Below are 22600 nucleotides of genomic sequence, written 5' to 3'. Positions count from 1 at the left end.
AACGGCTTAACCCTCCCAATAAGATGTTGGCAGCACAGCCAATCCGGAAATCTACAGCTCCCGCGCCACGCCGGGCAGCGCCGGCACGAAACGGACCTCCACGAGTTCCTTGCGGTCGATCCCGTTCGGGCTGCGGGTCAGACGGATCAGCGTCTGCACCCCCTGATGCGGCCCGACGGGCGCGATCAGGATGCCGCCGACCTCGAGCCGCTCGACCAGGTTCTCCGGAATCTGCTCCATCGCGGCGGTGACGATGATGCGGTCGAACGGGCCGATGTTGGCAGGCAGGTTGAGACCGTCGCCCAGCATCACCTCGACATTGTGATAGTCGAGCTTCTCAAGCCTGGCGCGTGCGGCGTCCGCAAGCTTGCGATAGCGCTCGACCGTCAGCACCTGGCCTGCGAGCCGCGACAGCACGGCGGCCTGATAGCCGGAGCCCGCGCCGATCTCGAGCACGCGGTGCCGCTTCTGGAGCTGGAGTTGCTCGGTCATGTAGGCGACGACAAAGGGCTGGCTGATGGTCTGCCCGCACGCGATCGGCAGCGCGCTGTCACGATAGGCCCCCTCGCGATCGGCCTCGTCGACGAACAGCTCGCGCGGCACCTCCTCCATGGTTCGCAGCACCGCCTGATCGCTGATGCCCCGACGCCTCAGCGTGAGCTGAAACATCATCTTTTCGTGCGGGTGCTGGTGGGACGTCATTGCTGCCAGTGTTGTCTCGTCAGGTCCGGATCGTCGCTTGCGGAGCTCAAGGCTGCGGCGGGAATCTTGTTCCTGCTCAGGAACTCATGATAGCCTTTCGCTGAGGTATTTGACCACAAATTGGCTTGCAGCGGATTGGCCGCGAAAGCCATTTTCAGGTGTCCGTTCGCCGAAACGCGCATTGCGTCGATTCACGTTATCTGCGAACGTTTTCGGGAATGGGCAAGGACTCACCGACAATGACCGCGACAGGGCTTTCCGGCCGCTCTGTATTCCTCGTCGAAGACGAGGTGATGATCAGGATGATGGTCGCGGACATGCTGGAAGAGCTCGGCTACAAGATCGCAGCCGAAGCCGGCGATATCCCCGAAGCGATGCGGCTCGCCGAAGCAACCCAGTTCGACATCGCCATCCTCGACGTCAACGTCAACGGCAAGGTGATCTCCCCGGTCGCCGACCTGATCAAGGCCAAGGGCTGCCCGTTCATCTTCGCCACCGGCTACGGCTCCTCCGGCCTGCCCGAGCAGTATCGCGACCGGCCGGCGCTCCAGAAGCCGTTCCAGCTCGACGCGCTCGGCAAGACCATCGAGGCCGCCCTTCGCGGCGGCTAGCCGCTACTTCAGGGCCGCACCCAGCGCTTCGGAAAACGCTTCGTTGGTCCGGTCGAGCCTGAGCGGCGTGACCGAGACGTAGCGCTCGCGTAGCGCCGCCAGATCAGTGCCCTCAGCGGGCGTATCCATCATCGCGGCGCGCTCGAAGCCGATCCAGAAATAGGGATTGTTGCGGCCGTCCCTGCGCTCGTCGATCCTGAGGAAGCCGAGATTGCGCTTGCCCTGGCGCGTGACGCGAATGCCGAGCACGTCCTCCGGCGCGCAGGACGGGAAGTTGACGTTGATGACAGTGTCCTTCGGGATGCCGGCGGCCATCACCTTGCGCAGGATGTCGGGGCCGAACTTGAGCGCGGTGTCCCACGGCGGCCGCTCGCGGGTCTCGACGCTGAACTCCTGCGACAGCGCGAACGACGGCAACCCCAGGATGGTGCCCTCCAGCGCGCCGGCGATGGTGCCGGAATAGACCACGTCCTCGGCGACGTTGCGGCCCTTGTTGACGCCCGACAGCACGAGATCTGGCGGCTTGGTGCCGAGGATATGGCGCGCGCCCATGATGACGCAGTCGGTCGGGGTGCCGCGCACGGCGAAGTGCCGCGGCCCGACCTCGCGCAGGCGCAAGGGATCGTTCAGCGACAGCGAATGTGACACGCCGGACTGGTCGAGCTCGGGCGCCACCACCCAGACGTCGTCGGACAACGCCCTTGCGATCTCCTCCACGACCTTGAGGCCGGGAGCGTGAATGCCGTCGTCATTGGTGCAGAGAATGCGCATGCGAAAGGTCGATTCCTGAAGGGGTCTGAGCCGTCTTATCCGGCTGCGACCGATCAGGCAAACCGGTCGCCGCGCAGGTCTCGTCTGTGATCCCGCTCGTTGCCGCGGCGCAGCAACCGGCCGAAATCGGTTCCCGGGGCTTGCTTCCGGATGACGCCGACCTATTCGAGCCCGACGCCGTATTCGACTAGCAACGGATGCGCCATTGCGGCAGGAAGCGTGCGAGCCTGCCTTCGGCACGCAGCTTCATCGCCGGTACGACCGGACTGACGACAGGAGTCTCGACCACGCCGAGCGCCTCCAGCTGTGCAACGATCGGATCTGACGCTGGCGTCTGCGGAAAACGCTCGCGTGCCACCGTCAGCGCCTTGTCGAAATCCGCAGCATTTACGCCGGGCTTGGCTCGCCGGCTCTGCACGAGATCCTCGTCCCAGAGCCGCGCGATGTCGATGTCGAGCACGCCGCGCAGGCGCTGGTCGACGGCCTGGATGCCGGTACCTGTCACCGCCCATTGTCTGCCGATCCAGAAGATATCGCGGTGCAAGGCCATGAACGGTGGTTTCGTATTGACGGGTGGCCGTCAGGATAACCGGCCGCCTGATCTTCGCAACCAAACGTTTCTGCGTTTCAGCGAGCAATACGCCTCAGTCGCGCGAGATCACCTTCAGGCCGCCCATGTAAGGCTGGAGCACGCTGGGGACGGCGATCGAGCCGTCCTCCTGCTGATAGGTCTCCATCACGGCGATCAGCGCGCGGCCAAGCGCGGTGCCGGAGCCGTTCAGCGTGTGCACGAATCGTGGCTTGCCGTCCGGACCGCGCGAGCGGGCGTCCATGCGGCGGGCCTGGAAGTCACCGCAAACCGAGCAGCTCGAGATCTCGCGGAACGCGCCGCCCTCGCCCTGCCCGGGCATCCAGACCTCGATGTCATAGGTTTTTTGCGACGAGAAGCCCATGTCTCCCGTGCACAGCGTCATTACGCGGTAATGCAGATCGAGCCGGCGCAGCACTTCCTCGGCGCATGCCAGCATCCGCTCGTGCTCGTCCTTGCTGGTCTCCGGCGTCGTGATCGACACCAGCTCGACCTTGGTGAACTGGTGCTGGCGGATCATGCCTCGGGTATCACGCCCTGCGGCGCCCGCCTCCGCGCGAAAACACGGCGTCAGCGCAGTCAACCGCATCGGCAGCTGCTTCTCATCGAGGATGGATTCTCGGACGAGGTTGGTGAGCGCCACCTCCGCTGTCGGAATGATGCCGAGACGCTCCGTCCGCAGCCGCTCCAGATCGGGTGCGGCGAGCAATTCGCCCTTGATCGCCCAGAACTGGTCGTCCTCGAATTTCGGCAATTGTCCCGTGCCGAACATGATCTCGTTGCGGACCAGCAGCGGCGGATTGATCTCGGTATAGCCGTGCTCGTCGATGTGCAGATTCAGCATGAACTGGCCGAGCGCGCGTTCGAGCCGCGCCAGCCCCTTCTTCAGCACGACGAAGCGCGCGCCGGAGAGCTTTGCCGCCGTCTCGAAATCCATGTCACCGAGCGCGCCGCCGAGATCATCATGGGGTTTGGGCGCAAACGCGTAGTTGCGCCGGTTGCCGAAGACATGGCGTTGCACATTGCCGTGCTCGTCGACTCCGTCGGGCACTTCGCCGAGCGGCAGATTGGGGATCGCCGACAGCGCCGTGGCAAGCTCCTCGTCTGCGGCTTTCGCATCGGCTTCGAGCTCCGGCATCGTGGTCTTGAGCTCGGCGACCTCGGCCATCAGCTTGGCCGCGCGCGCCTCGTCCTTGGCCTTCTTGGCGTCGCCGATTTCCTTGGAAGCCGCATTGCGCCGCGCCTGCGCCTGCTCGGAGGCCAGGATCGCCGCGCGCCGCTTCTCGTCGATCGCCAGCAGCGACGCCGACAACGGCTTCAGGCCACGCCGGGCGAGACCGGCGTCGAAGGCTTGCGGATTGTCGCGGATCGATTTGATGTCGTGCATGGCCGTGGTCCTGGATCAGCGTGTAAACCTACAACAGCGAACGTTGTAGGTTTGCAATAGCGCGTCTCCTAGCACGGCTGTCATCATCCGCGAAGGCGGATGATCCAGTATTCCAGCGACGCCAGTGATTCTCCGAGAGGCCCGGGCGTACTGGATTCCCCGCTCCAGTGCGCTATTGCGCACAAGGCGGGGAATGACACCGAGTCCCTATTCGGCCGGGTTCGCCGGCGTCGATACGTCGGTGCCGGTCGCGGCCTGCGCGGCCGCCGCCTTCTTCTCCACCATCGCCACCGCGATGATCGAGCCCTCGTAGAGCGCCAGCAAGGGGATCGCGAGCGAGCACTGGCTGAGCACGTCCGGCGGGGTCAGCACGGCCGCGATCACGAAGGCGATCACGATGAAATAGCGGCGCTTCTCGCGCAGCATCTTCGAGGTGACGATGCCGATGCGACCGAGCAGCGTCAGGATCACCGGAAGCTGGAAGGCGATGCCGAAGGCGAAGATCAGCGACATCATCAGCGACAGATATTCGCCGACCTTGGGCAGGAGCTGGATCTGCGCGGTCTCGTCGCTGCCGGCCTGCTGCATGCCGAGCGAGAAGCGGACCAGCATCGGCAGCACGACGAAATAGACCAGCGCCGCGCCCAGCACGAAGAAGAACGGGGTCGCGACCAGATACGGCAGGAAGGCCTGCTTCTCGTGCTTGTAGAGGCCGGGCGCGACGAACTTGTAGATCTGCGTCGCGACGATCGGGAACGAGATGAAGCCGGCGCCGAACAGCGCGAGCTTGAGCTGCGTGATGAAATACTCCAGCAGCGCCGTATAGATGAATTTCGAGTTCTCGGGACCTGCGACCCACACGAACGGCCAGACCAGCACGTTGTAGATCTGCTTGGCGAAGAAGAAGCAGAAGATGAAGGCCACGCCGAAGCCGAGCAGCGCCTTGATCAGCCGCGAGCGCAGCTCGATCAAATGGTCCATCAGCGGGGCTTTGCTGGCCTCGATATCGGCGTCGCTCATGACGCTTTGGCGTCCTTGATCGCTTCGGATGGCGCGGTGTCCTGCGCAACGACCGGCGCCTGCTCGACCTCACGGGTGATGGCGAGCGGCTCGTTCACCGCTGCATGGGCTTCGGCTTCCACGAAGGTTTCCGGTGTCGGGGGTTCCGGGGTTATTGGAGTCGTCGGCGCCTCACTTGAGATCGCCAGCGCTTCGCTTGAAGTCGTCGGCGCTTCACTTGAAGTCGCCAGCGCTTCACTTGAAGTCGCCAGCGCTTCGACGGCGGTCGTTGAGGACGCCTCGGCCGGCTTGTCGAGCGCATCGACGCGGAGCGCGTCGCTGACGTCCTTCTGGAGCGAGCTCAGCGGATTGAAGCCTGTGGCGGCTTCCTTGACCTCGTCGAAACTCTTCTTGAGGTCGGCCATCTCGGCCTCGCGCATCGCTTCCTGGAACTGGCCCTGGAATTCGGCGGCCATCTTGCGGGCCTTGCCCATCCACTGTCCGACCATGCGCAGCACGCCCGGCAGCTCTTTCGGGCCGATGGCGATCAGGGCTACGACCCCGATCAGGACCAGTTCACTCCACCCGATGTCGAACATGAGGTCTTCCGTTCACGCCAGCCGCAACCGGCCCAATCCCTCGCGCGCAGGATCGGGGGCCGCTACCCGCGTCTCGCGTGCTCTCTGGTTTAGACGGCCTTGCTGCCGACGTCGGAGCGTGCCGCGGTCGGGGCGGCATTGTGCTCGATGGACTTGGCCGGCTCAGGCTTGTCAGCAGGCTTGTCGTCGTCCTGCATGCCCTTCTTGAACGCCTTGATGCCCTGCGCCACGTCGCCCATCAGATCCGAAATCTTGCCGCGGCCGAACAGCAGCAGGACCACTGCGATCACCAAGATCCAGTGCCAAATGCTGAGTGAACCCATCCTGCAACCCTCCAAACGCGCATGGCCGGGGACCCGGCCGATCTTCACCGGAACGTAGGCTTCGCAGGCCTCAAAAACAAGGACCAAGGCAGCGCCAATTCGCTGTTGGCGCTACGTAATCTTGCTAGTGGTAACCGGTCGCAGGGGCCGGTAGCAGGACGGGACGTCAGTCCTCGCTGCCGCCCTCGCCGCCACCCTCATTGCCGCCTTCCGGCGCCTCGGGCTCGACCGCAGGTGCCAGCGCGAGATCGAGGTCCTCGCCCGGTTCCAGCGGATCCTCGTCCTCGCGCAATTGCGGGTCATCGGACGGCGTCGGCACGCTGAATCCGGTCGGCAGGCGCGAATCCAGCAGGCCCGTGCCTTTCAGCTCTTCCAGGCCCGGCAGATCACCCAGCTGTTCCAGGGTGAATTGCGACAGGAAGTCCTCGGTGGTTCCGAAGGTCAGGGGACGGCCGGGCGTCTTGCGCCGGCCGCGCGGCTTGATCCAGCCGGTCTCCAGCAGCACGTCGAGCGTGCCCTTCGAGGTGACGACGCCGCGGATCTCCTCGATCTCGGCGCGCGTCACCGGCTGGTGATAGGCGATGATCGCCAGCACCTCGATCGCCGCGCGCGACAGGCGGCGGGTCTCGGTGCTCTCCCGCGTCATCAGCCAGGCGAGATCGCCGGCGGTGCGGAAGGTCCATTTGTTGGCGACGCGCACGAGGTTCACGCCGCGCAAGGCATAATCGGCCTGCAACTGCTCGAGCGCGGCCTTGACGTCCACGCCATCAGGCATCCGCTTGGCCAGCGTCGCGGTATCCAGCGGCTCACTCGAGGCAAACAGCAGCGCTTCCAGCAGCCGCAATTCTTCAGGACGTGCCTGGGATTCGTTCTCCATCGGCTCGGCCTCGTCTACCCGCACTTCAGCCAGGCTTGCCATGGCAGATTCTCCTTCTTGCACTTAAGCGACCGGCGCATCGGGCGCAGGAGCTCCGTCAGGGACCGGTTTGGGGCGCCCCTTCCGGAAATAGATGGGCGCGAACGCCTCTTTCTGGTTCAGCTCGAGCTGACCTTCCCGCACCAATTCCAGCGCGGCGGCGAAGCTCGAGGCGAACACCGTCGCCCGCTGCGTCGGATCGGCGACGTGCCGGATCAGGAAGTCGTCGAGCACGCCCCAGTCATCTTGCTCGCTGATGCTGCCGACCAGCCGCTCCAGCGTGGCGCGCGCCTCGGCGAGCGACCACACCGTACGCTTGGCCAGATGCACGCTCGCCAGCACACGCGACTGGCGCTGTGCGGCATAGGCGGTGAGCAGGTCGTACAGCGTCGCGGTGTATTTCGGATGCCTGATCTCGGCGATCTGTTCAGGCTCGCCGCGCGGGAAGATATCGCGCTGCAATTGCGGCCGGTTCATCAGCCGGTTGGCGGCTTCGCGAATGGCTTCCAGCCGGCGCAGACGGTTGGCAAGCGCGGTCGCCATCTCTTCGGCGCTCGGGCCTTCCGCGCTCGGCGGCTCCGGCAGCAGCAGGCGCGACTTCAGGAAGGCGAGCCACGCCGCCATCACGAGATAATCGGCGGCAAGCTCCAGCCGGATCTTTCGCGCGGCTTCGATGAAGTGGAGATACTGGTCGGCCAGCGCCAGGATCGAGATCTTGGCGAGATCGACCTTCTGCTGCCGCGCCAACGCGAGCAGGAGGTCGAGCGGGCCTTCATAGCCCTCGACGTCCACCACCAACGCCGGCTCACCCTCGGCGAGCTCTGCAGGCCGCCCGGTTTCAAACGATAGGATTTCTGCGGTCATGCCGATGCCGTGTTTGCCCGTGCGATCAATGCGTCCAGCTCAGTGCGTGCGGCCGCCCGGTCGAATGGCTGCGGCGCCTTGCGCGCTGCGAGCGCGGCTGTCGCCCGCTGCAGCGCCTTGCCGGACAGTTCAGGCGTCTGGCCGGCGACCTCGCGCATCTCCTCGATGTTGCCGTTGCAATGCAGAGCCATGTCGCAGCCGGCCGCGAAGAGGGCGCGCGTCCGATCGGCGATGCTTCCCGCCAGCGCGTTCATCGACACGTCATCACTCATTAACAAACCCTGGAACCCGATTGCGCCGCGAATCACCTGAGCAATCATTGTCGCAGATGTCGTCGCCGGATGGGCGGGGTCGACCGCGCTAAACACAACATGTGCAGTCATGGCCATCGGCAGGTTCGCCAGCGGCTTGAACGCCGCGAAATCGGTCCGCTCCAGTTCATCTCTGGGCGTGTCGACGGTCGGCAGCTTGAAATGGGTATCGGCGGTGGCGCGGCCATGGCCGGGAATGTGCTTGAGGACCGGCAGCACGCCGCCCTGCTCCAGGCCCTCGGTCACCGCGCGCGCGATCGCTGCGACCTTGCCGGGTTCGGTGCCATAGGCCCGGTTCCCGATGACGGCATCGGCGCCCGGCACCGGCACGTCAGCCAGCGGCAAGCAATCCACGTTAATGCCGAGGTCGGCGAGATCGGCCGCGATCAGCCGCGCACTGAGGCGCGCCGCGGTGAGCCCGAGCGCCGAATCACTGTCGTACAGATTCGCGAATACGGCGCCCGGCGGGTAGACCGGCCAGTGCGGCGGGCCCAGTCGCTGCACCCGTCCGCCCTCCTGATCGATCAGGACGGGAGCGTCGGGCGCGTTCGCAACCGCTCGCAATTCTGCAACCAATGCAGCAACTTGAGCCGGCGTCGCGATGTTGCGCTTGAAGAGGATGAAGCCCCATGGGCGCTCAGCACGGATAAACTCCCGCTCGGCGGCGGTCAGTTCCGTTCCGGATACGCCGGTAATGAAGGCCCGCGTGCTCATAAGGGCCGATTAACCCTGCCCCGCGAGGGGGTCAAGGAATCGGCCGTTAATTCCTCTGGACGAAGCAGGCCGACAGGCCAGCGGACTTGAGGCTGTTGCAAGCCTGCGTCGCTTCCTCGGCCGAGCCATAGGGCCCGGCGAAGGCGCGATAGACGATTCCCTTGCCCTTGTCGGTGAGATCGACCCGCTTGATCACCGGCGAGCGCGATCCGAGCACGCTGCCATATTTGCTCTGAAGCACCCGGTACGACGCGGCGGCGCTGTCCTCGGTCTGCTGCGAGGAGACCTGCACAACGTAGCCGCCACCACCACTGCTGGCGGGCGCGATCTGCGTCGGGTTGGTCGCCGCCATCCGCTGCGGCGGCGGCTCTGCCGCTGGCGCCGATTGCGGCGTCAGCGAGAGCGGCTGGTTGGCGCTGGCATTGGCCGAGGTCGGCGGCGTGCGCGGCGCGGCCGGTGCAGCCGGAGCGGCGACCGGCTTCGGCGGAGTTGCAGTTGCCGGCCTGGCGGCAGCGGCCGATTGCGGCGCGGCGCTATCGGTCTGATCGCCCCTTACGGCCACAGTCCGGATCGTGCGCGGCGAATTGTTCGGCAGCGTGCCGTTGCTCGGAATCGGACCCGCGCTCGACGGCGGGATCGTGGACGGCGAGACGCTCGCCACCGGCGGCGGATTCGCATTCGGGTTCAGCGGCGGGAACACCACGCGGGGCCCCCCCGCCTTGGCGTTGACGTCGACAGGCGCTTCCTCGCGCGGCACGATCTTCTCGGTGCCATCGCCGACGACCATGCGATCCGGCACCTTGGCCGCGGAATCCGTTGGCGCGGGCACGATCTTGGTCGGCGTGTTGTCGGCCTTGATGATCGGCGGCTCGCCGCTGCGGGGCGAACCGACATAGGTCTTGTAGGCGAAGGCCGCGCCGGTCCCGACCACGGCAAGCGCCAGGATCGCCGCAACCGTCATCATGCCGCCGCGCTGCTTCTTCGGCTCGTCGAGATCGGCCTCGGGATAGTCGCTCTGGAATGCGTAGGGATCGTCCGGATAGGCCGGATCGCGCTGATAGTCCTGCTCGCCCGCCTCCAGCTTGCCGTAGAGCGCATCGTCGTAGCGCGACGGATCGGGCTGGGTGTATGGCTCCTGATAGGCCTGATCCTGCTGATAAGCCTGAGCCTGATAAGGCTGATCCTGATAGGCGTGATCCTGATAGGCCTGCGGCTGATGGAAATCAGGCTCGGGCGCGGTCGGCTGAGCTGAATAGCGATGCAACGGATGAACCGCGTTTACGGAGACGGGATAGTCGGGCTCCGGCGCGGGTGCCGGCTGCGGCTGCACGTTGGCGCGCCGCATCCATGAGGGCGGCCCGGGCGGAGCCGACGGGGCCTGCTCGGCATACTCGTCCTGGCGATAATCGTCTTCCTGATAGCCTTGCTGATGGCTTTGGGCGGGCGCCGGCGCTGCCGGCGGGCGCACAGTGGGCCGCCCCTGCGCTGCAAACGGATCGGTCTGCCCGATCAGACGGGCGAGCTCGGCCAAGGGATCATTTTCCGCCTTGCCATGCTGATCGCCGCCGCGACCATAGTCATCGGAAGGAAACGGTCTGTCCTGATATCGTTCGGCCATCGTGATGATGCGTCCCTTCGGGAAAGCCGCGCGCCCCTCGACCAAGGCACGGCTTTCGACCCACAAGGCTGTCAACCAAGTCTCAGCGGTCCGGCTTCTGCCGGTTACCCCCACAATCCCCTTAAGTAGTTCGCCCCAAACTACCGCATCTCGTCCGGGGCATGGACGCCGAGGATGGCGAGGCCCGATGCCAGGACCGAGACGACGCCCTGGACCATGGCCAGTCGCGCCTTTGTTAGATCTGCATCATTATTGATAATGAAGCGTAAATAGGGCAAATCGCGCCCCTTCGTCCAAAGTGCGTGAAATTCGCTCGCTAAGTCATAGAGATAAAAGGCAATCCGGTGCGGCTCATGGGCCGCGGCGGCGGCTTCCAGCATGCGCGGATAAATTGCGAGGCGCTTGAGAAGGTCGAGCTCCACGGGGTCCGACAGCCGCTCCACCGCCGACTCGCCGAGCCAGGCGATGCGCTTGGCGGTATCATCCGGCAGGTCCGGGAACACCTCGGCCCGCGCGTTGCGGAAGATCGAGTGGCCGCGGGCGTGGCCGTACTGGACGTAGAACACCGGGTTGTCACGCGACTGTTCCATGACCTTGGCGAGGTCGAAGTCGAGCACCGCGTCGTTCTTGCGATAGAGCATCATGAAGCGAACGGCGTCCTGGCCGACTTCATCCACCACCTCACGCAAAGTGACGAAGTCCCCGCTCCGCTTCGACATTTTCACCGGCTCGCCGTTGCGCAGCAGCTTCACGAGCTGGACGATCTTGACGTCGAGCGCGCCCTTGCCGGAGGTCGTCGCCTTCACCGCCGCCTGCATGCGCTTGACGTAGCCGCCATGGTCGGCCCCCCAGACGTCGATCATCTCGGCGAAGCCGCGGTCGAACTTGTTCTTGTGGTAGGCGATGTCGGAGGCGAAGTAGGTGTAGGAATTGTCCGACTTGATCAGCGGGCGATCGACGTCGTCGCCATAGGCGGTCGCCTTGAACAGCAGTTGCTCACGGTCTTCCCAGTCCTCGACCGGCGCCCCCTTCGGCGGCGGCAGGCGGCCTTCGTAGATGTCGCCCTTGGCGCGCAGGAAGTCGATGGTCTCGGCGACCTTGTTGTTGCCGTTCTCGATCAGCGAGCGCTCCGAGAAGAACACGTCGTGGCGGATATTGAGGGCGGCGAGATCGTCCTTGATCTCGTCCATCATCATCGCGATCGCCTTGGCACGCACGGTCGGAAGCCATTCAGCTTCCGTCATCGTGCGCAACTTGTCGCCATGCTCCTTCGCCAGCGCCTGTCCGACCGGCTTCAGATAGTCGCCCGGATAGAGGCCTTCCGGAATGGCGCCGATATCCTCGCCCAGCGCCTCGCGGTACCTCAGGAAGGCGGAACGCGCGAGCACGTCGACCTGGGCGCCGGCATCGTTGATGTAGTATTCGCGGGTGACGTCGTGGCCGCCGAACTGGAGCAGACTCGCCAGCGCGTCGCCGAACACGGCACCGCGGCAATGGCCGACATGCATCGGCCCGGTCGGATTAGCCGAGACATATTCGACATTGACCTTGGAGCCACCGCGGACGCGACCGTAACCGGCGCCCTCGCGCAGCACCGTGCGCAGCGCCTCGGCCCAGGCGGCGGGCTTCAGCGTCAGGTTGATGAAGCCGGGGCCGGCGACGTCGACCTTGGCGATCAGCGCGTCGGCCCGCAGCCGCTCGGCGATCTGCTCGGCGAGATCGCGGGGCTTTGCCTTTGCCTCTTTCGCAAGCACCATGGCGGCGTTGGTCGCCATGTCGCCATGGGAGGCATCGCGCGGCGGCTCGACCACCACGCGCGAGAAATCGATGCCCTCGGGCCAGCTGGCATCCGCCGCGAGCGCGCGGCAGGCGGCGTGCACGCGTGCGAGCACGTCAGCGAACAGGTGCAGGGATGAGGATGTGTCGGGCATGGCCGCCGCCTAACGCAAATCCGGGGTCGAGTCAAAGAGCCGCTGATGCTCGGTCAGGGCGAAACGGTCGGTCATTCCGGCAATGAAATTGCCGATCCGCCGGGCCCGGTCGGCCTCATCATCCGCCTCCGCCCCCAGCAGCCATTCCGGCGGCAGCTCGGCCGGCGATTTCAAATATTTCGCGAACAGGTCGAACAGGATCTGTTCGGCCTCCCCCATCACCCGCATCACCCGCTTGTGGCGGTACATGTGCTGGTAGAGGAAGCGCTTGATGGCGGCCTCCTCCTCGGCGACGTCAGCGGGAAACGCGATCAGCGCCCGGCTCTGCTGGCGCACGTCCTGGGCCGATTGCGGCCTGATGGCGGCGAGGTTCTTTTGCGCCTCCGCGAACACCGCGCCGATCAGGTGCGAGATCAGCTCGCGCACCAGCTCGGCGCCGCGCCTGACGTCTTCGAGATCGGGATAATGCGCCGAGGTTTCGGCAATGATCTCGGCCGTGAGCGGCATCACCTTGAGATCGTCAAGATCGAACAGGCCGGCACGCAGGCCGTCGTCGATGTCATGGGCGTCATAGGCGATGTCGTCTGCGATCGCCGCGACTTGTGCTTCGAGCGAGGCGAAGCTCCACAATTCGAGATCGTAGACCTTGATGTAGTCGGCGATGCCGACGGGAATGCCATGCTCGCGATAGTGCCCGACCGGTGCGCCGCTGCGATCGGTCAGCGGGCCGTTGTGCTTGACGATGCCCTCCAGCGACTCCCAGGTCAGGTTCAGGCCGTCGAATTCGGGATAGCGGTGCTCCAGCGCCGCGACCACGCGCAAGGCCTGGGCATTGTGGTCGAAGCCGCCAAACTCCTTCAGGCAGGCATCCAGCGCCCGCTCGCCGGCATGCCCGAACGGCGGATGGCCGAGATCGTGCGCCAGCGCCAGGGTTTCCGTGAGGTCCTCGTCGAGCCCGAGCTGCCGGGCCAGCGCGCGGGCGATCTGCGCCACCTCGAGCGAATGGGTCAGCCGGGTCCGATAATGGTCGCCCTCGTGGAACACGAACACCTGGGTCTTGTACTTGAGGCGGCGGAACGCGGTGGAGTGGATCACCCGGTCGCAATCCCGGCGGAACGGGCTGCGGGTCCGGCTCGGGGGCTCGGCGACCAGCCGGCCGCGGCTGCGATCGGGGTCGCAGGCATAGGGCGCGTGGGGGGCAGCCATTCCGACGGACACGGCGAATTTAGTCCCTATCCATTTGATTCTGCGTATGGTGGCACTTAACTATGCCGGATGCGGGATACCAAATGAATTGGGTATGACGCCGCCGACGATCGGAGACCGGAAATGACGACTGCCGTGACCATCAGTGACCGGGCCGCACGCCGGATTGGGGAGATCCTCAAGGGCGAAGGGTTGGGCGCGATGCTGCGCATCTCGGTCGAGGGCGGCGGCTGTTCCGGCTTCCAGTACAAGTTCGACATCGACCGCGACCGCACCGACGACGATCTCGTGATCGAGCAGGACAATGCGGTGGTGCTGGTCGATTCCGCCTCCCAGCCGTTTCTGGCGGGGTCGCAGGTCGATTTCGTCGATGACCTGATCGGCGCCTCGTTCCGCGTTAACAATCCCAACGCGACGGCGTCCTGCGGCTGCGGGACCAGCTTCTCGATCTGAGCGCCTACGCGCCGGTGATCTGCCGTTCTTCCTCGCTCCACTCGACTTCGACCGGCATCAGCTCCGGCTGAAGCGGCGCGTCGTCCGACGCCACGTGGTTTAGCGCCCGCAGCAATGCCGCGACCAGCGCGGGCTTGCGCAGCGGCTTTGCCAAGAAGTCCGACATGCCCGCCTCGCGGCAGATCCTGACGTCTTCGGGGAAGGCGTTGGCGGTGAGCGCGATGATCGGCAGGGCTTCGAAGCGGCTGCCCTGCGCGCGGATCGCCCGGGTTGCCGCAAGACCGTCCATGTCGGGCATGCGCACGTCCATCAGCACGATATCGTAATCGCCCTCCGAGGCCGCAGCGACGGCCTCGACGCCGTCGGTGACGACGCGCAGCTCGACATCGAAGGCACCGAGCATCTTGCTCACGACCATGCGGTTGACGGCATCGTCCTCGGCGACCAGCACCTTCAACGGCCGGTCGAGTTCGGCGATACGCACCTTGAGCTCGTCGGCCTCGTCGCGGCCGGCCGCCTGGTCTGATACCGGCGCCTGGCTCCAGGGCAGCACCAGCGTGAAGTGGAAAGTCGAGCCCTCGCCCGGCGTCGAGGTGACGCCGATCGTGCCGCCCATCTGCTCGATAATGCGCCGGGAGATCGCGAGCCCAAGCCCGGTGCCGCCGAAGCGCCGGCTGATCGAGGCGTCGGCCTGGGCGAAATCGCTGAACAGCTGGCCGAGTTTTTCGGGGGCGATGCCGATGCCGCTGTCCGTGACGGTCCATTCGACGGTCGCCAGCAGGTCGCGCCGCGCCTGGCAGGTGGCCGAGATCGTCACCTCGCCTTCGTCGGTGAACTTCACCGCGTTGGACGCGAGGTTGAGCAGCACCTGCCGGATGCGCGCGACGTCGCCGCGCAGAGTCGGCGGCAGGTTGGGATCGAGCTCGACCTTGACCGTGAGCCCCTTGCTCTTGGCGCTCGCGCGCACGACGGTCGCGACCGTCTCGACCAGCGCCTGCGGTGCGAAGTCGATCGCCTCGAATGCGAAGCGGCCGGCCTCGAGCTTGGACAGATCGAGGATGTCGTTGAGGATGCGCTGCAGATTGTCGCCGGACTCGCGGATCGTGGTGACGGCCTCGCGCTGCTCCGGATCGAGCTTGGTTTCGAGCAGCATGCTGGCAAGCCCGAGCACGCCGTTCATGGGCGTCCGGATCTCGTGGCTCATCACGGCGAGGAAGTCCGACTTGGCGCAGCTCTCGGCCTCGGCCTTTTCCGCGCGCCAGCGCTCGGTCACGTCGCGGCCGAAGCCGCGATAGCCGAGGAACTGGCCGTCGCGGTCGTAGGCCGGCTTCGCGGTGAGCGACCACAGCCGCGCCTCGCCGCCGGCAACGACCTTGAGGTTCATCTCGTGCAGTGGCTCGGCATGTTCCATCAGGCCGACGATGTTGTAGGCCGCACCCTTGTCCTCGGGGCAGAGCATGTCGAGCACGTCGGCGAAAAGCGAGCCCTTCAGCAGCGGAAGCGGCAGCTGCGCGACATCGGCGAAGCGCTCGGGTACGTCGATCAGGTGTCCCTCGGCGTCGGTCTGCCACAGCCAGTCGCTGGCGTTCTCCTGGAAATCCTTCAGCAGCAGCGAGATGATCTCGGTCTGCCGCTCGAGCTCGAGCTGAGACTTGAGATTGCCGAGGAACAAATTGCCTTGCGAGACGATGTTGCGCGCCATGAAGAACGCGAACAGCAGCAGGAACCCCGAGGTCACCAGATACGGCCCGGCGCCGCACAATAGCAGCGCGCCGGCGCAGCCGACCGTCATCGTGGCGAGATAGACGAGGCCGGCGCGCGGGAAGGTCGAGAGCGTGAAGACGCCGCCGGACATCACGCCGACCATCAGGCAGGCCAGGATCAGCTGGCTGGTCGGCTCGATGTGGCTGAACAGCGCGAGTGGCAGCGTGGCCCAGATCGCGGCGAGGAAGAACGCCTGCCGCAGCATGTGCCGTGCGGCGCGGGGCGAAGCCTCCTGCGGCGGGTTCCGATGCGACCGCCGCCACGAACGGACCGCGAGCGAGGCGGTGGCCGCGAGCGTCAGGCCCCAGATCGCGAGGAAGTCGTTCCAGCCCCTGCCCCAGAACAGGATCAGCACGATGGCGACGTTGAGCAGTGTGACGGCCATCGTCACCGGGATCAGCCGCGTTACCGCGTCGATCTGCTTGGCGCGGATCCGTCCCAGCTCGCGCTCGCTGAGATCGGCGGTCAGGCCGTCCTCGATCTCGAAGCCGCCGAGCCAATACAGGAACGCGCCGACCAGCCCGTCGCGCGGCTCAGCTCGTTGTGAAGTTTCGACCCGCCAACCCATCCATGGAACCTTTTCCGTATCAATGGCCTGCGGCCCGCTTAAGCCGGGTTAATTTTGTGGGAGATTTTGCGGCGTCCTTGACGGGGGCGTTTGCATTTTGTTCTAACGGGTGCCCCTGCCCGGAGCCGTCGAAATGCCCATCAGAGTAGCCACCTGGAACGTCAACTCGGTCCGGCAGCGGATCGATCTGCTCCTGACCTGGCTGAAGGAGTGCCAGCCGGACATCGTCTGCCTCCAGGAGATCAAATGCGTCGATGAGGCGTTCCCGCGCCTGGAGATCGAGGCGCTCGGCTACAACGTGGTCACGCACGGGCAGAAGACGTTCAACGGCGTCGCCCTGCTTTCGAAGCTCCGCTTCGATGAGACCAAGTCGGGGCTGGCCGGCGACGACGAGGATGTGCATGCCCGCTTCCTCGAGGGCGTGGTGACGCTCAAATCCGGCGTGCTGCGCATCGCCTGCCTCTACCTGCCCAACGGCAATCCGGTCGGGATCGAGAAATATCCCTACAAGCTCAAATGGATGTCGCGACTTCTTGAATATTCGAAGGAGCGCCTCAAGACCGAGGAGCCGCTGATCCTCGCCGGCGACTTCAACGTCATTCCGCATGCACGCGACGTCTCCAATCCTGCCGCCTGGACTGAGGACGCCCTGTTCAAGGCCGAGACGCGGGAGAGCTTTCAGTCCCTGCTCGGCCTCGGCCTGACCGATGCCTTGCGGGCCGTGACCGACGAGCCGGGGCTCTACACTTTCTGGGACTACCAGGCCGGCGCCTGGCAGAAGAACCAGGGGCTGCGCATCGACCATCTGCTGCTGTCGCCGCAGGCCAGCGATAAGCTCGCCAATGTCGGCATCGACAGCTATGTGCGCGGCTGGGAGAAGCCGTCGGACCACGTTCCGGTATGGGCGGATCTGGATCTCGAGGCGGCGTAACGCCGCCTCCTGGGGATCACTCGCGGCGGCCCTGCACCCATTGTTCCAGCATTTGCAGGCACATGGCGCGGTCGTCGTCGGAGGCCTTGGCGAAGGCGCGGTTGTAGCTTTCCTTGATCCAGGTCTCCTCGGCACCGGCACTGTCGCGCGCCAGCGTCAGCCACATCAGGCCGCGCGCGGCCTGCCGCGGCAGGCGGTCGCCGTTGAACAGCATCTGGCCGAGCAGCGCCTGCGCCTCGTGCTGGCCCTTCTGCGCGGCGAGCCCGAGCCAGCGCGCGCCATAGCGGAAATCCTCGCGCGAGGCGTCCGGCGTCTTCAGGTACAGCCGGGCCAGATCGTACTGGGCATCCGCGTTGCCGAAATAGGAGGCCGCATAGGAGAACATCTCCCGCGCCCGGTCCTGGTCCGGCTTGATCTTCGAGTTCGGGATGCCGCTGAGATAGTAGCGGCCGAGCGCGACGAAGGCATTGGCCACGATCTGCGCCTGCGGCGCCGAGGGGCTGTCCTCGGCATGCGCGTTGGCGATCCGGCTGAAATATTCGAAGGCGCGCACGTCGTCCTGGGCCACGCCGTCGCCATTGGCGTACATGCGGCCGAGCTTCCACTGCGCGATCGGATGGCCGCCCTCGGCGGCATATTGCAGGGCGCTGAGCGAGGTTTCCTGGGTCGCCGGCGGCACCTTGCTGCGCACCGCACCAGCGGCCCCCGGCAAGGTGGTCACGACAGGGATGGTCGCGTCCTTCTGGTTGACCGGCGCGCCGTCGAAGGCGAGCGCCGGCGCGGCCAGAGCACCGGCCCCCAACACAAACGCAACAATGGCACGCCTAGATGTCCGCATAACACTGTTTCTCGTGCGCACCGCCGGGATGGGTGACTGCCCCCCCGACCGCTGGTCCAACCTGCTGAGCATATTTCCAGAGCGCGCCCGTCGTGTGGTTAGTCGCGCGAGCGCTCCATTTGGTCTTGCGCTGGGCAAGCTCCTGGTCGCTCAATTTTACGTTAAGGGTACCGACGTCCGCATCGATCTCGATGATGTCGCCATCCTCGAGCAGCCCGATCGGGCCGCCGATGGCGGCTTCCGGCCCGACATGGCCGATGCAGAAGCCGCGGGTGGCGCCGGAGAAGCGGCCGTCGGTGATGAGCGCGATCTTGCCGCCCATGCCCTGTCCGGTCAGCGCCGCGGTGGTCTGGAGCATTTCCCGCATGCCCGGGCCGCCCTTGGGGCCCTCGTAGCGGATCACGATGACTTCGCCTTCGCGGTAGGTGCGCTTCTGGACCGCCTCGAAAGCATCCTCCTCCCGGTCGAAGCACCTGGCCGGACCGGTAAACTTGAGGTTGGACATTCCCGCGACTTTCACGATCGCACCTTCTGGCGCCAAATTGCCCTTCAGACCCACCACACCGCCGGTGACGGTGATCGGCTTGTCTGCCGGGTGCACCACGTCCTGGTGCGGATTCCACTTCACGCTCTTGAGGTTTTCGGCGATCGTTCGACCGGTGACGGTAATGCAGTCGCCGTGGAGAAATCCGTTGTCGAGCAGCGTCTTCATCAGAAGCGGGATGCCACCTACTTCAAACATGTCTTTGGCGACATAACGGCCGCCCGGCTTCAAATCCGCGACATAAGGTGTCTTTTTGAAGATTTCGGCGACGTCGAACAGGTCGAACTTGATGCCGCACTCGTGCGCGATCGCCGGCAGGTGCAGCGCAGCATTGGTCGAGCCGCCGGAGGCCGCGACAACGGCGGCGGCGTTCTCCAAAGCCTTGCGGGTGACGATGTCGCGCGGCCGGATGTTTTGGGCGATCAGCTCCATCACCTGCTCGCCCGCGGTCATGCAGAAGGCGTCGCGGATTTCATACGGTGCCGGAGCGCCGGCCGAGTAAGGCAGCGCCAGGCCGATGGCCTCCGAGACGGTCGCCATGGTGTTGGCGGTGAACTGCGCGCCGCAGGCACCCGCCGAGGGACACGCCACGCGTTCGATCTCGTCGAGATCCTCGTCCGACATGGCGCCGACCGAGTGCTTGCCGACGGCCTCGAACATGTCCTGCACGGTGACCTGCTGCCCGCGGAAATTACCGGGCAGGATCGAGCCGCCATAGATGAAGATCGAGGGCACGTTGAGGCGCACCATCGCCATCATCATGCCCGGCAGCGACTTGTCGCAGCCGGCAAGGCCGACAAGGGCATCATAGGCATGGCCGCGGACGGTCAGCTCGACGGAGTCGGCGATGCATTCGCGCGACGGCAGCGAGGAGCGCATGCCGTCATGGCCCATGGCGATGCCGTCGGTGACGGTGATGGTGCAGAATTCGCGGGGGGTGCCGCCGGCATGCGCGACGCCCTTCTTCACTGCCTGCGCCTGGCGCATCAGGGAGATGTTGCAGGGGGCGGCTTCATTCCAGCAGGAGGCGACGCCGACGAAGGGCTGATGGATCTGCTCGGTGGTCAGGCCCATGGCGTAGAAGTAGGACCGATGGGGCGCGCGCGAAGGGCCTTCCGTCACGTGACGGCTCGGCAGCCTCTGCTTGATGTTGGTCTTCGCGTCCATCGCAAACCAGTTTCCTCGGTCAACCCTTTCAGACCCGAAAAATCAGAGCCAAGATTTGAATCGACCTTGGGATTTCCCGTTCGCCTCGAGGACCGCCGCAGTCCCTGAAACATTAGAGTGATTTTATTCATGTTCGGGTGTGGCTAAAAAGCGGCGGTGATGCGAATGGCTAGCGATGAGGGCTTAATCCGGAAGGAGTGTTGCGTGAACAGCACAATCGTTACCGGGAAGACACGGGTCGGCTTACTGAGATACCCTCACGAAGATGACAATCCACAACTTCAGATTTTGCGGCGGGTGCGGCGCGCCCCGGCGCAGCCTCACGGAGGGAGCGCGCCTCAACTGAGTCGCGCCCTCAGATTGCCAGCCCCGTCATCCTGAGGTGCGGGCGATGGAGTGGCGCACACTCTTCCCCCACCGTCATTGCGAGCGCAGCGAGTGGCAGTCTGGATTGCTTCGCTCCGCTCGCAATGACGGAGCGTGAGGTATGGGCTGGCTCTCCAGATGACACTGTCATTCCCCGCGAAGGCGGGGAATCCAGTACGCCGCAGCTCCTCGGCTCAATCACTGCCGTCTCGGAGTACTGGATCGCCCGGTCAAGCCGGGCGATGACGCCGAGTGTGGGGCGAACTGTCTCCACACCGTCATTTCGAGCACAGCGAAGCAATCCAGACTGTCACCGCGGAGGGATTCTGGATTGCTTCGCTGCGCTCGCAATGACGGAGTATGAGGTATGGGCTGGCTCTCCAGATGACACTGTCATTCCCCGCGAAGGCGGGGAATCCAGTACGCCGCGGCCTCTCGGCTCCATCACAACCGCCTCTGGAATACTGGATCGCCCGCCCCAATGCGCAAGTGCGCACAAGGCGGGCGATGACAGCGAGGGTGTGGTCGCAGACACGCCTTCCCGTTCTCGCGGCGCAATTCGCCCGAGCTTTGCTTCGTCGCTCTGCCCTCTAAGCCAAGAGGGCACAGGGAAGGCCGGGTGCCAGCTGGCACCCGCGGTCTGCTGCGCAAAATGCACACGCAGAAACCGCACAGCAGCATACAGGTGTAGCCAATCACTCGGCCTTCCCTGCGCAGTGGTCGGACGGCTTATGCCGTGCTCTCCCGGGAGCCGAGTTCGTTCTGGCCTCCCTCGCCTTCACGGAATTCACCGGCGTCGCGCCGGTTGACGCGACTGCCGCCTCCGCAAGAGCTTGACCGTAGCAACGACGACCAGGACCACACGGTTTTGCCGTACGCACGGCCCGCCATTTCGCCGCGGTTTTCCCGGCCCTGTCGACGGAGCCGGAAACCTGCTGGCGAGACGAACCTGACAGCGCCGCTCGTCTGGCACGAAGTCTTGGGCTCACGGAGAGCAATCCGCCCTGCCCGCAACTCTCGCGCCCGACGCTGCCGCGTCCACCGCAAGCCCGGCTCGCGAAAATGACGACCACATGATCGCCCCTCAAGGATGAGCCGGGATGGGCGAACACATACGATAAATCCGAATTTCGGTAAAGCGGAATCTTTTTGCGCAGGCGGATTGACAGCGTCCGCGATGTTTTGCCCGTCGGGCAAGCGCCCCCCGACGCGACGGGAAGACAACACCCGAAAAGGCTACGACCTATTTCCTGCGCATCTGTCCGGACAGCGCCTCAAATCTCGCGACTGGACGATCGAGTTGCCAGAGTTCCACATCGTGGCTGTCGACGAGTTTCGCGGCGCGAGAGATCGCGGCTTCATCGTCGATGCAGTCCATCTGAACCACCCCGATCGGTACGCTGTGTCGTCCCACGACAAAAGCGCGATATGCAGGCATTCTGGCCTCCAACAAGAGTTGCAGCTACACGTCGGAACATGACGCCGGACAAATCCAAATTCGATGGGGATCGGACCGCCCTTTTCTAGGAACGGCATAGTGGTCGCGCCAGTCCTATGCCGAACATATATAATCAACACCACGCTCATCTCGAAATCATATCGCAAGCGGCAACATATCGAGCCGGTCACGCCTATCTGCGTGACGCATCGCAGGGAACGCGGACCGTGCGACAGAGTGGCCATGCCGCCACGATCTGTCCCGCAAGGATCAGCCTGCCCTGCCAAGGCAACAACAACCGAACCGGTGAACTCATGTCTATCTCAGGGGTCAGCGACAGAATCATCGAACCGATGATCGCGCTCGCAGGCTGCTCGCCAGGGCAGCGTATTGTCGTGGTCGGCGCGAAGAGCATGGAATTGATGATGGATCTGCAAAAGCGCGGATATTTTCTGGCCGCGTCGGCCGGCAATTGTGGCCTCCCGGCCGCGCAGTACGACGCAGCCCTCGTGGACTGGCGACGACGACCGCTCAGCGCGCTCGATGCGGCGATGGATTGGCTCGACGGTTTCCTCGGGCCCCGTGCCGTGCTGGTGATCTGGCTCGACGCGCAGAAATCGGAGGCGAAGGACGATCTTCGCGCCGCGGTGGCGAAGCGTGGCTTCGTCGTGCTGCAAGGGGCCGAACATCCGTGCGGCAGCGCCCTGCTCGCGCGACGCTCGCAAGCGTACCCGATGCAAAAGGCGGCATAGGCACGCTGCCGATCACGAAGAGGCAGGAACAGCCGCATGGCTTGATCCTGCCCCTTCTTGATCCCGCCCCCGGGAGCCCCTCATATGTTGAAGTCGAAGATACGACGCGCAGTCATTCGCGAATGGATGCACGTGCGCCCGAGCAGCGGCGATCCAGCCAGCAGGTCCTTGCCTTCGCAAGAGATGCGAGCGAGAGGCACAGGCTGCCGCGCAGCCGTCAAACGCCGTGCGCTGTGAT

General features: G+C 65.1%; 22 protein-coding genes. 4 read left to right on the top strand and 18 right to left on the bottom strand.

The genetic code is table 11. The features are described 5' to 3' along the window. Positions 1–51 precede the first annotated feature (51 nt). Together E4K65_RS17760 and E4K65_RS47305 are read right to left on the bottom strand one after the other, a co-directional pair. A complete protein-coding gene (locus E4K65_RS17760) occupies positions 52–702 on the bottom strand; it encodes a protein-L-isoaspartate(D-aspartate) O-methyltransferase (protein WP_027546600.1) in 651 nt (216 codons plus the stop codon). Continuing rightward, entirely contained in the window at positions 699–854 is a 156-nt protein-coding gene (locus E4K65_RS47305) for a hypothetical protein (protein WP_167770900.1), read from the bottom strand. Before E4K65_RS47305 ends, E4K65_RS17760 begins: the two co-directional genes overlap by 4 nt. A gap of 87 nt (positions 855–941) precedes the next feature. Between E4K65_RS47305 and E4K65_RS17755 the strand changes: the two genes are divergently transcribed. Then, complete coding sequence (locus E4K65_RS17755) at positions 942–1313, top strand: response regulator (protein WP_027546599.1); 372 nt, start codon at positions 942–944, stop codon at positions 1311–1313. A 3-nt stretch (positions 1314–1316) separates the two neighbouring features. On the opposite strand, the gene surE is transcribed toward E4K65_RS17755, so the two are convergent. From surE to E4K65_RS17690, 12 genes are all read right to left on the bottom strand, one after another. Further along, positions 1317–2084, bottom strand: a complete 768-nt coding sequence (surE, locus tag E4K65_RS17750; RefSeq protein ID WP_027546598.1) for a 5'/3'-nucleotidase SurE — start codon at positions 2082–2084, stop codon at positions 1317–1319. 187 nt (positions 2085–2271) lie between these two features. Then, a complete protein-coding gene (locus E4K65_RS17745) occupies positions 2272–2634 on the bottom strand; it encodes a hypothetical protein (protein ID WP_135175265.1) in 363 nt (120 codons plus the stop codon). 94 nt (positions 2635–2728) lie between these two features. Continuing rightward, on the bottom strand, positions 2729–4060 hold the full coding sequence (serS, locus tag E4K65_RS17740; protein WP_135175264.1) for a serine--tRNA ligase: 1332 nt from the start codon (positions 4058–4060) through the stop codon (positions 2729–2731). Between the two features lie 207 nt (positions 4061–4267). Continuing rightward, a complete protein-coding gene (tatC, locus tag E4K65_RS17735) occupies positions 4268–5080 on the bottom strand; it encodes a twin-arginine translocase subunit TatC (RefSeq protein ID WP_027546595.1) in 813 nt (270 codons plus the stop codon). Then, a complete protein-coding gene (tatB, locus tag E4K65_RS17730) occupies positions 5077–5658 on the bottom strand; it encodes a Sec-independent protein translocase protein TatB (RefSeq protein ID WP_135175263.1) in 582 nt (193 codons plus the stop codon). Before tatB ends, tatC begins: the two co-directional genes overlap by 4 nt. Before the next feature lie 89 nt (positions 5659–5747). Next, the gene (locus E4K65_RS17725; RefSeq protein ID WP_011087519.1) at positions 5748–5981 is read right to left on the bottom strand and encodes a twin-arginine translocase TatA/TatE family subunit; all 234 of its coding nucleotides are present in this window, start codon (positions 5979–5981) and stop codon (positions 5748–5750) included. 166 nt (positions 5982–6147) lie between these two features. Then, the gene (gene scpB / locus E4K65_RS17720) at positions 6148–6900 is read right to left on the bottom strand and encodes an SMC-Scp complex subunit ScpB (RefSeq protein ID WP_027546593.1); all 753 of its coding nucleotides are present in this window, start codon (positions 6898–6900) and stop codon (positions 6148–6150) included. A gap of 21 nt (positions 6901–6921) precedes the next feature. After that, positions 6922–7761 (bottom strand): segregation and condensation protein A, encoded by an 840-nt coding sequence (locus tag E4K65_RS17715; RefSeq protein ID WP_135175262.1) that lies wholly within the window; start codon positions 7759–7761, stop codon positions 6922–6924. Further along, on the bottom strand, positions 7758–8786 hold the full coding sequence (nagZ, locus tag E4K65_RS17710; protein ID WP_135175261.1) for a beta-N-acetylhexosaminidase: 1029 nt from the start codon (positions 8784–8786) through the stop codon (positions 7758–7760). The genes E4K65_RS17715 and nagZ overlap by 4 nt, the downstream gene beginning before the upstream one ends. A gap of 46 nt (positions 8787–8832) precedes the next feature. Beyond that, positions 8833–10404: an SPOR domain-containing protein gene (locus E4K65_RS17705; protein WP_135175394.1), complete on the bottom strand. Its 1572-nt coding sequence runs from the start codon at positions 10402–10404 to the stop codon at positions 8833–8835. A gap of 140 nt (positions 10405–10544) precedes the next feature. Continuing rightward, entirely contained in the window at positions 10545–12335 is a 1791-nt protein-coding gene (gene argS, locus E4K65_RS17695) for an arginine--tRNA ligase (protein WP_167770899.1), read from the bottom strand. A 9-nt stretch (positions 12336–12344) separates the two neighbouring features. Further along, a complete protein-coding gene (locus tag E4K65_RS17690) occupies positions 12345–13553 on the bottom strand; it encodes a deoxyguanosinetriphosphate triphosphohydrolase (RefSeq protein ID WP_135175259.1) in 1209 nt (402 codons plus the stop codon). Between the two features lie 111 nt (positions 13554–13664). On the opposite strand from E4K65_RS17690, the gene erpA reads away from it, so the two are divergent. Next, entirely contained in the window at positions 13665–13994 is a 330-nt protein-coding gene (gene erpA / locus E4K65_RS17685) for an iron-sulfur cluster insertion protein ErpA (RefSeq protein ID WP_135175258.1), read from the top strand. Between the two features lie 4 nt (positions 13995–13998). Here erpA and E4K65_RS17680 read toward each other — a convergent pair whose 3' ends face one another. Then, a complete protein-coding gene (locus E4K65_RS17680; protein ID WP_135175257.1) occupies positions 13999–16326 on the bottom strand; it encodes a hybrid sensor histidine kinase/response regulator in 2328 nt (775 codons plus the stop codon). Positions 16327–16459: 133 nt separating this feature from the next. Between E4K65_RS17680 and xth the strand changes: the two genes are divergently transcribed. Further along, the gene (gene xth / locus E4K65_RS17675) at positions 16460–17257 is read left to right on the top strand and encodes an exodeoxyribonuclease III (RefSeq protein WP_167770897.1); all 798 of its coding nucleotides are present in this window, start codon (positions 16460–16462) and stop codon (positions 17255–17257) included. A gap of 16 nt (positions 17258–17273) precedes the next feature. Here the strand turns inward: xth and E4K65_RS17670 are convergent, their stop codons facing one another. The 3 genes from E4K65_RS17670 to E4K65_RS49500 all read right to left on the bottom strand — a co-directional run bounded on the left by E4K65_RS17670 (position 17274) and on the right by E4K65_RS49500 (position 21550). Beyond that, positions 17274–18095: a tetratricopeptide repeat protein gene (locus tag E4K65_RS17670; RefSeq protein ID WP_027546585.1), complete on the bottom strand. Its 822-nt coding sequence runs from the start codon at positions 18093–18095 to the stop codon at positions 17274–17276. Continuing rightward, the gene (gene ilvD, locus E4K65_RS17665; RefSeq protein WP_135175255.1) at positions 18082–19806 is read right to left on the bottom strand and encodes a dihydroxy-acid dehydratase; all 1725 of its coding nucleotides are present in this window, start codon (positions 19804–19806) and stop codon (positions 18082–18084) included. The genes E4K65_RS17670 and ilvD overlap by 14 nt, the downstream gene beginning before the upstream one ends. A 1609-nt stretch (positions 19807–21415) precedes the next feature. After that, positions 21416–21550, bottom strand: a complete 135-nt coding sequence (locus tag E4K65_RS49500; protein ID WP_283813839.1) for a hypothetical protein — start codon at positions 21548–21550, stop codon at positions 21416–21418. Positions 21551–21837: 287 nt separating this feature from the next. Here E4K65_RS49500 and E4K65_RS17640 point away from each other — a divergent pair, with 287 nt between their 5' ends. Next, positions 21838–22362 carry a hypothetical protein gene (locus E4K65_RS17640; protein WP_167770896.1) on the top strand — a complete coding sequence of 175 codons (525 nt, stop codon included), beginning with the start codon at positions 21838–21840 and terminating at the stop codon, positions 22360–22362. The last annotated feature ends 238 nt before the right edge of the window (positions 22363–22600 follow it).

Origin of the sequence: Bradyrhizobium niftali (assembly GCF_004571025.1) — a bacterium.
GTDB classification, from domain to species: Bacteria; Pseudomonadota; Alphaproteobacteria; order Rhizobiales; family Xanthobacteraceae; genus Bradyrhizobium; species Bradyrhizobium niftali.
The sequence above is the reverse complement of the archived record's forward strand: the minus strand, read 5'-3'. Positions and strand labels throughout refer to the sequence as shown.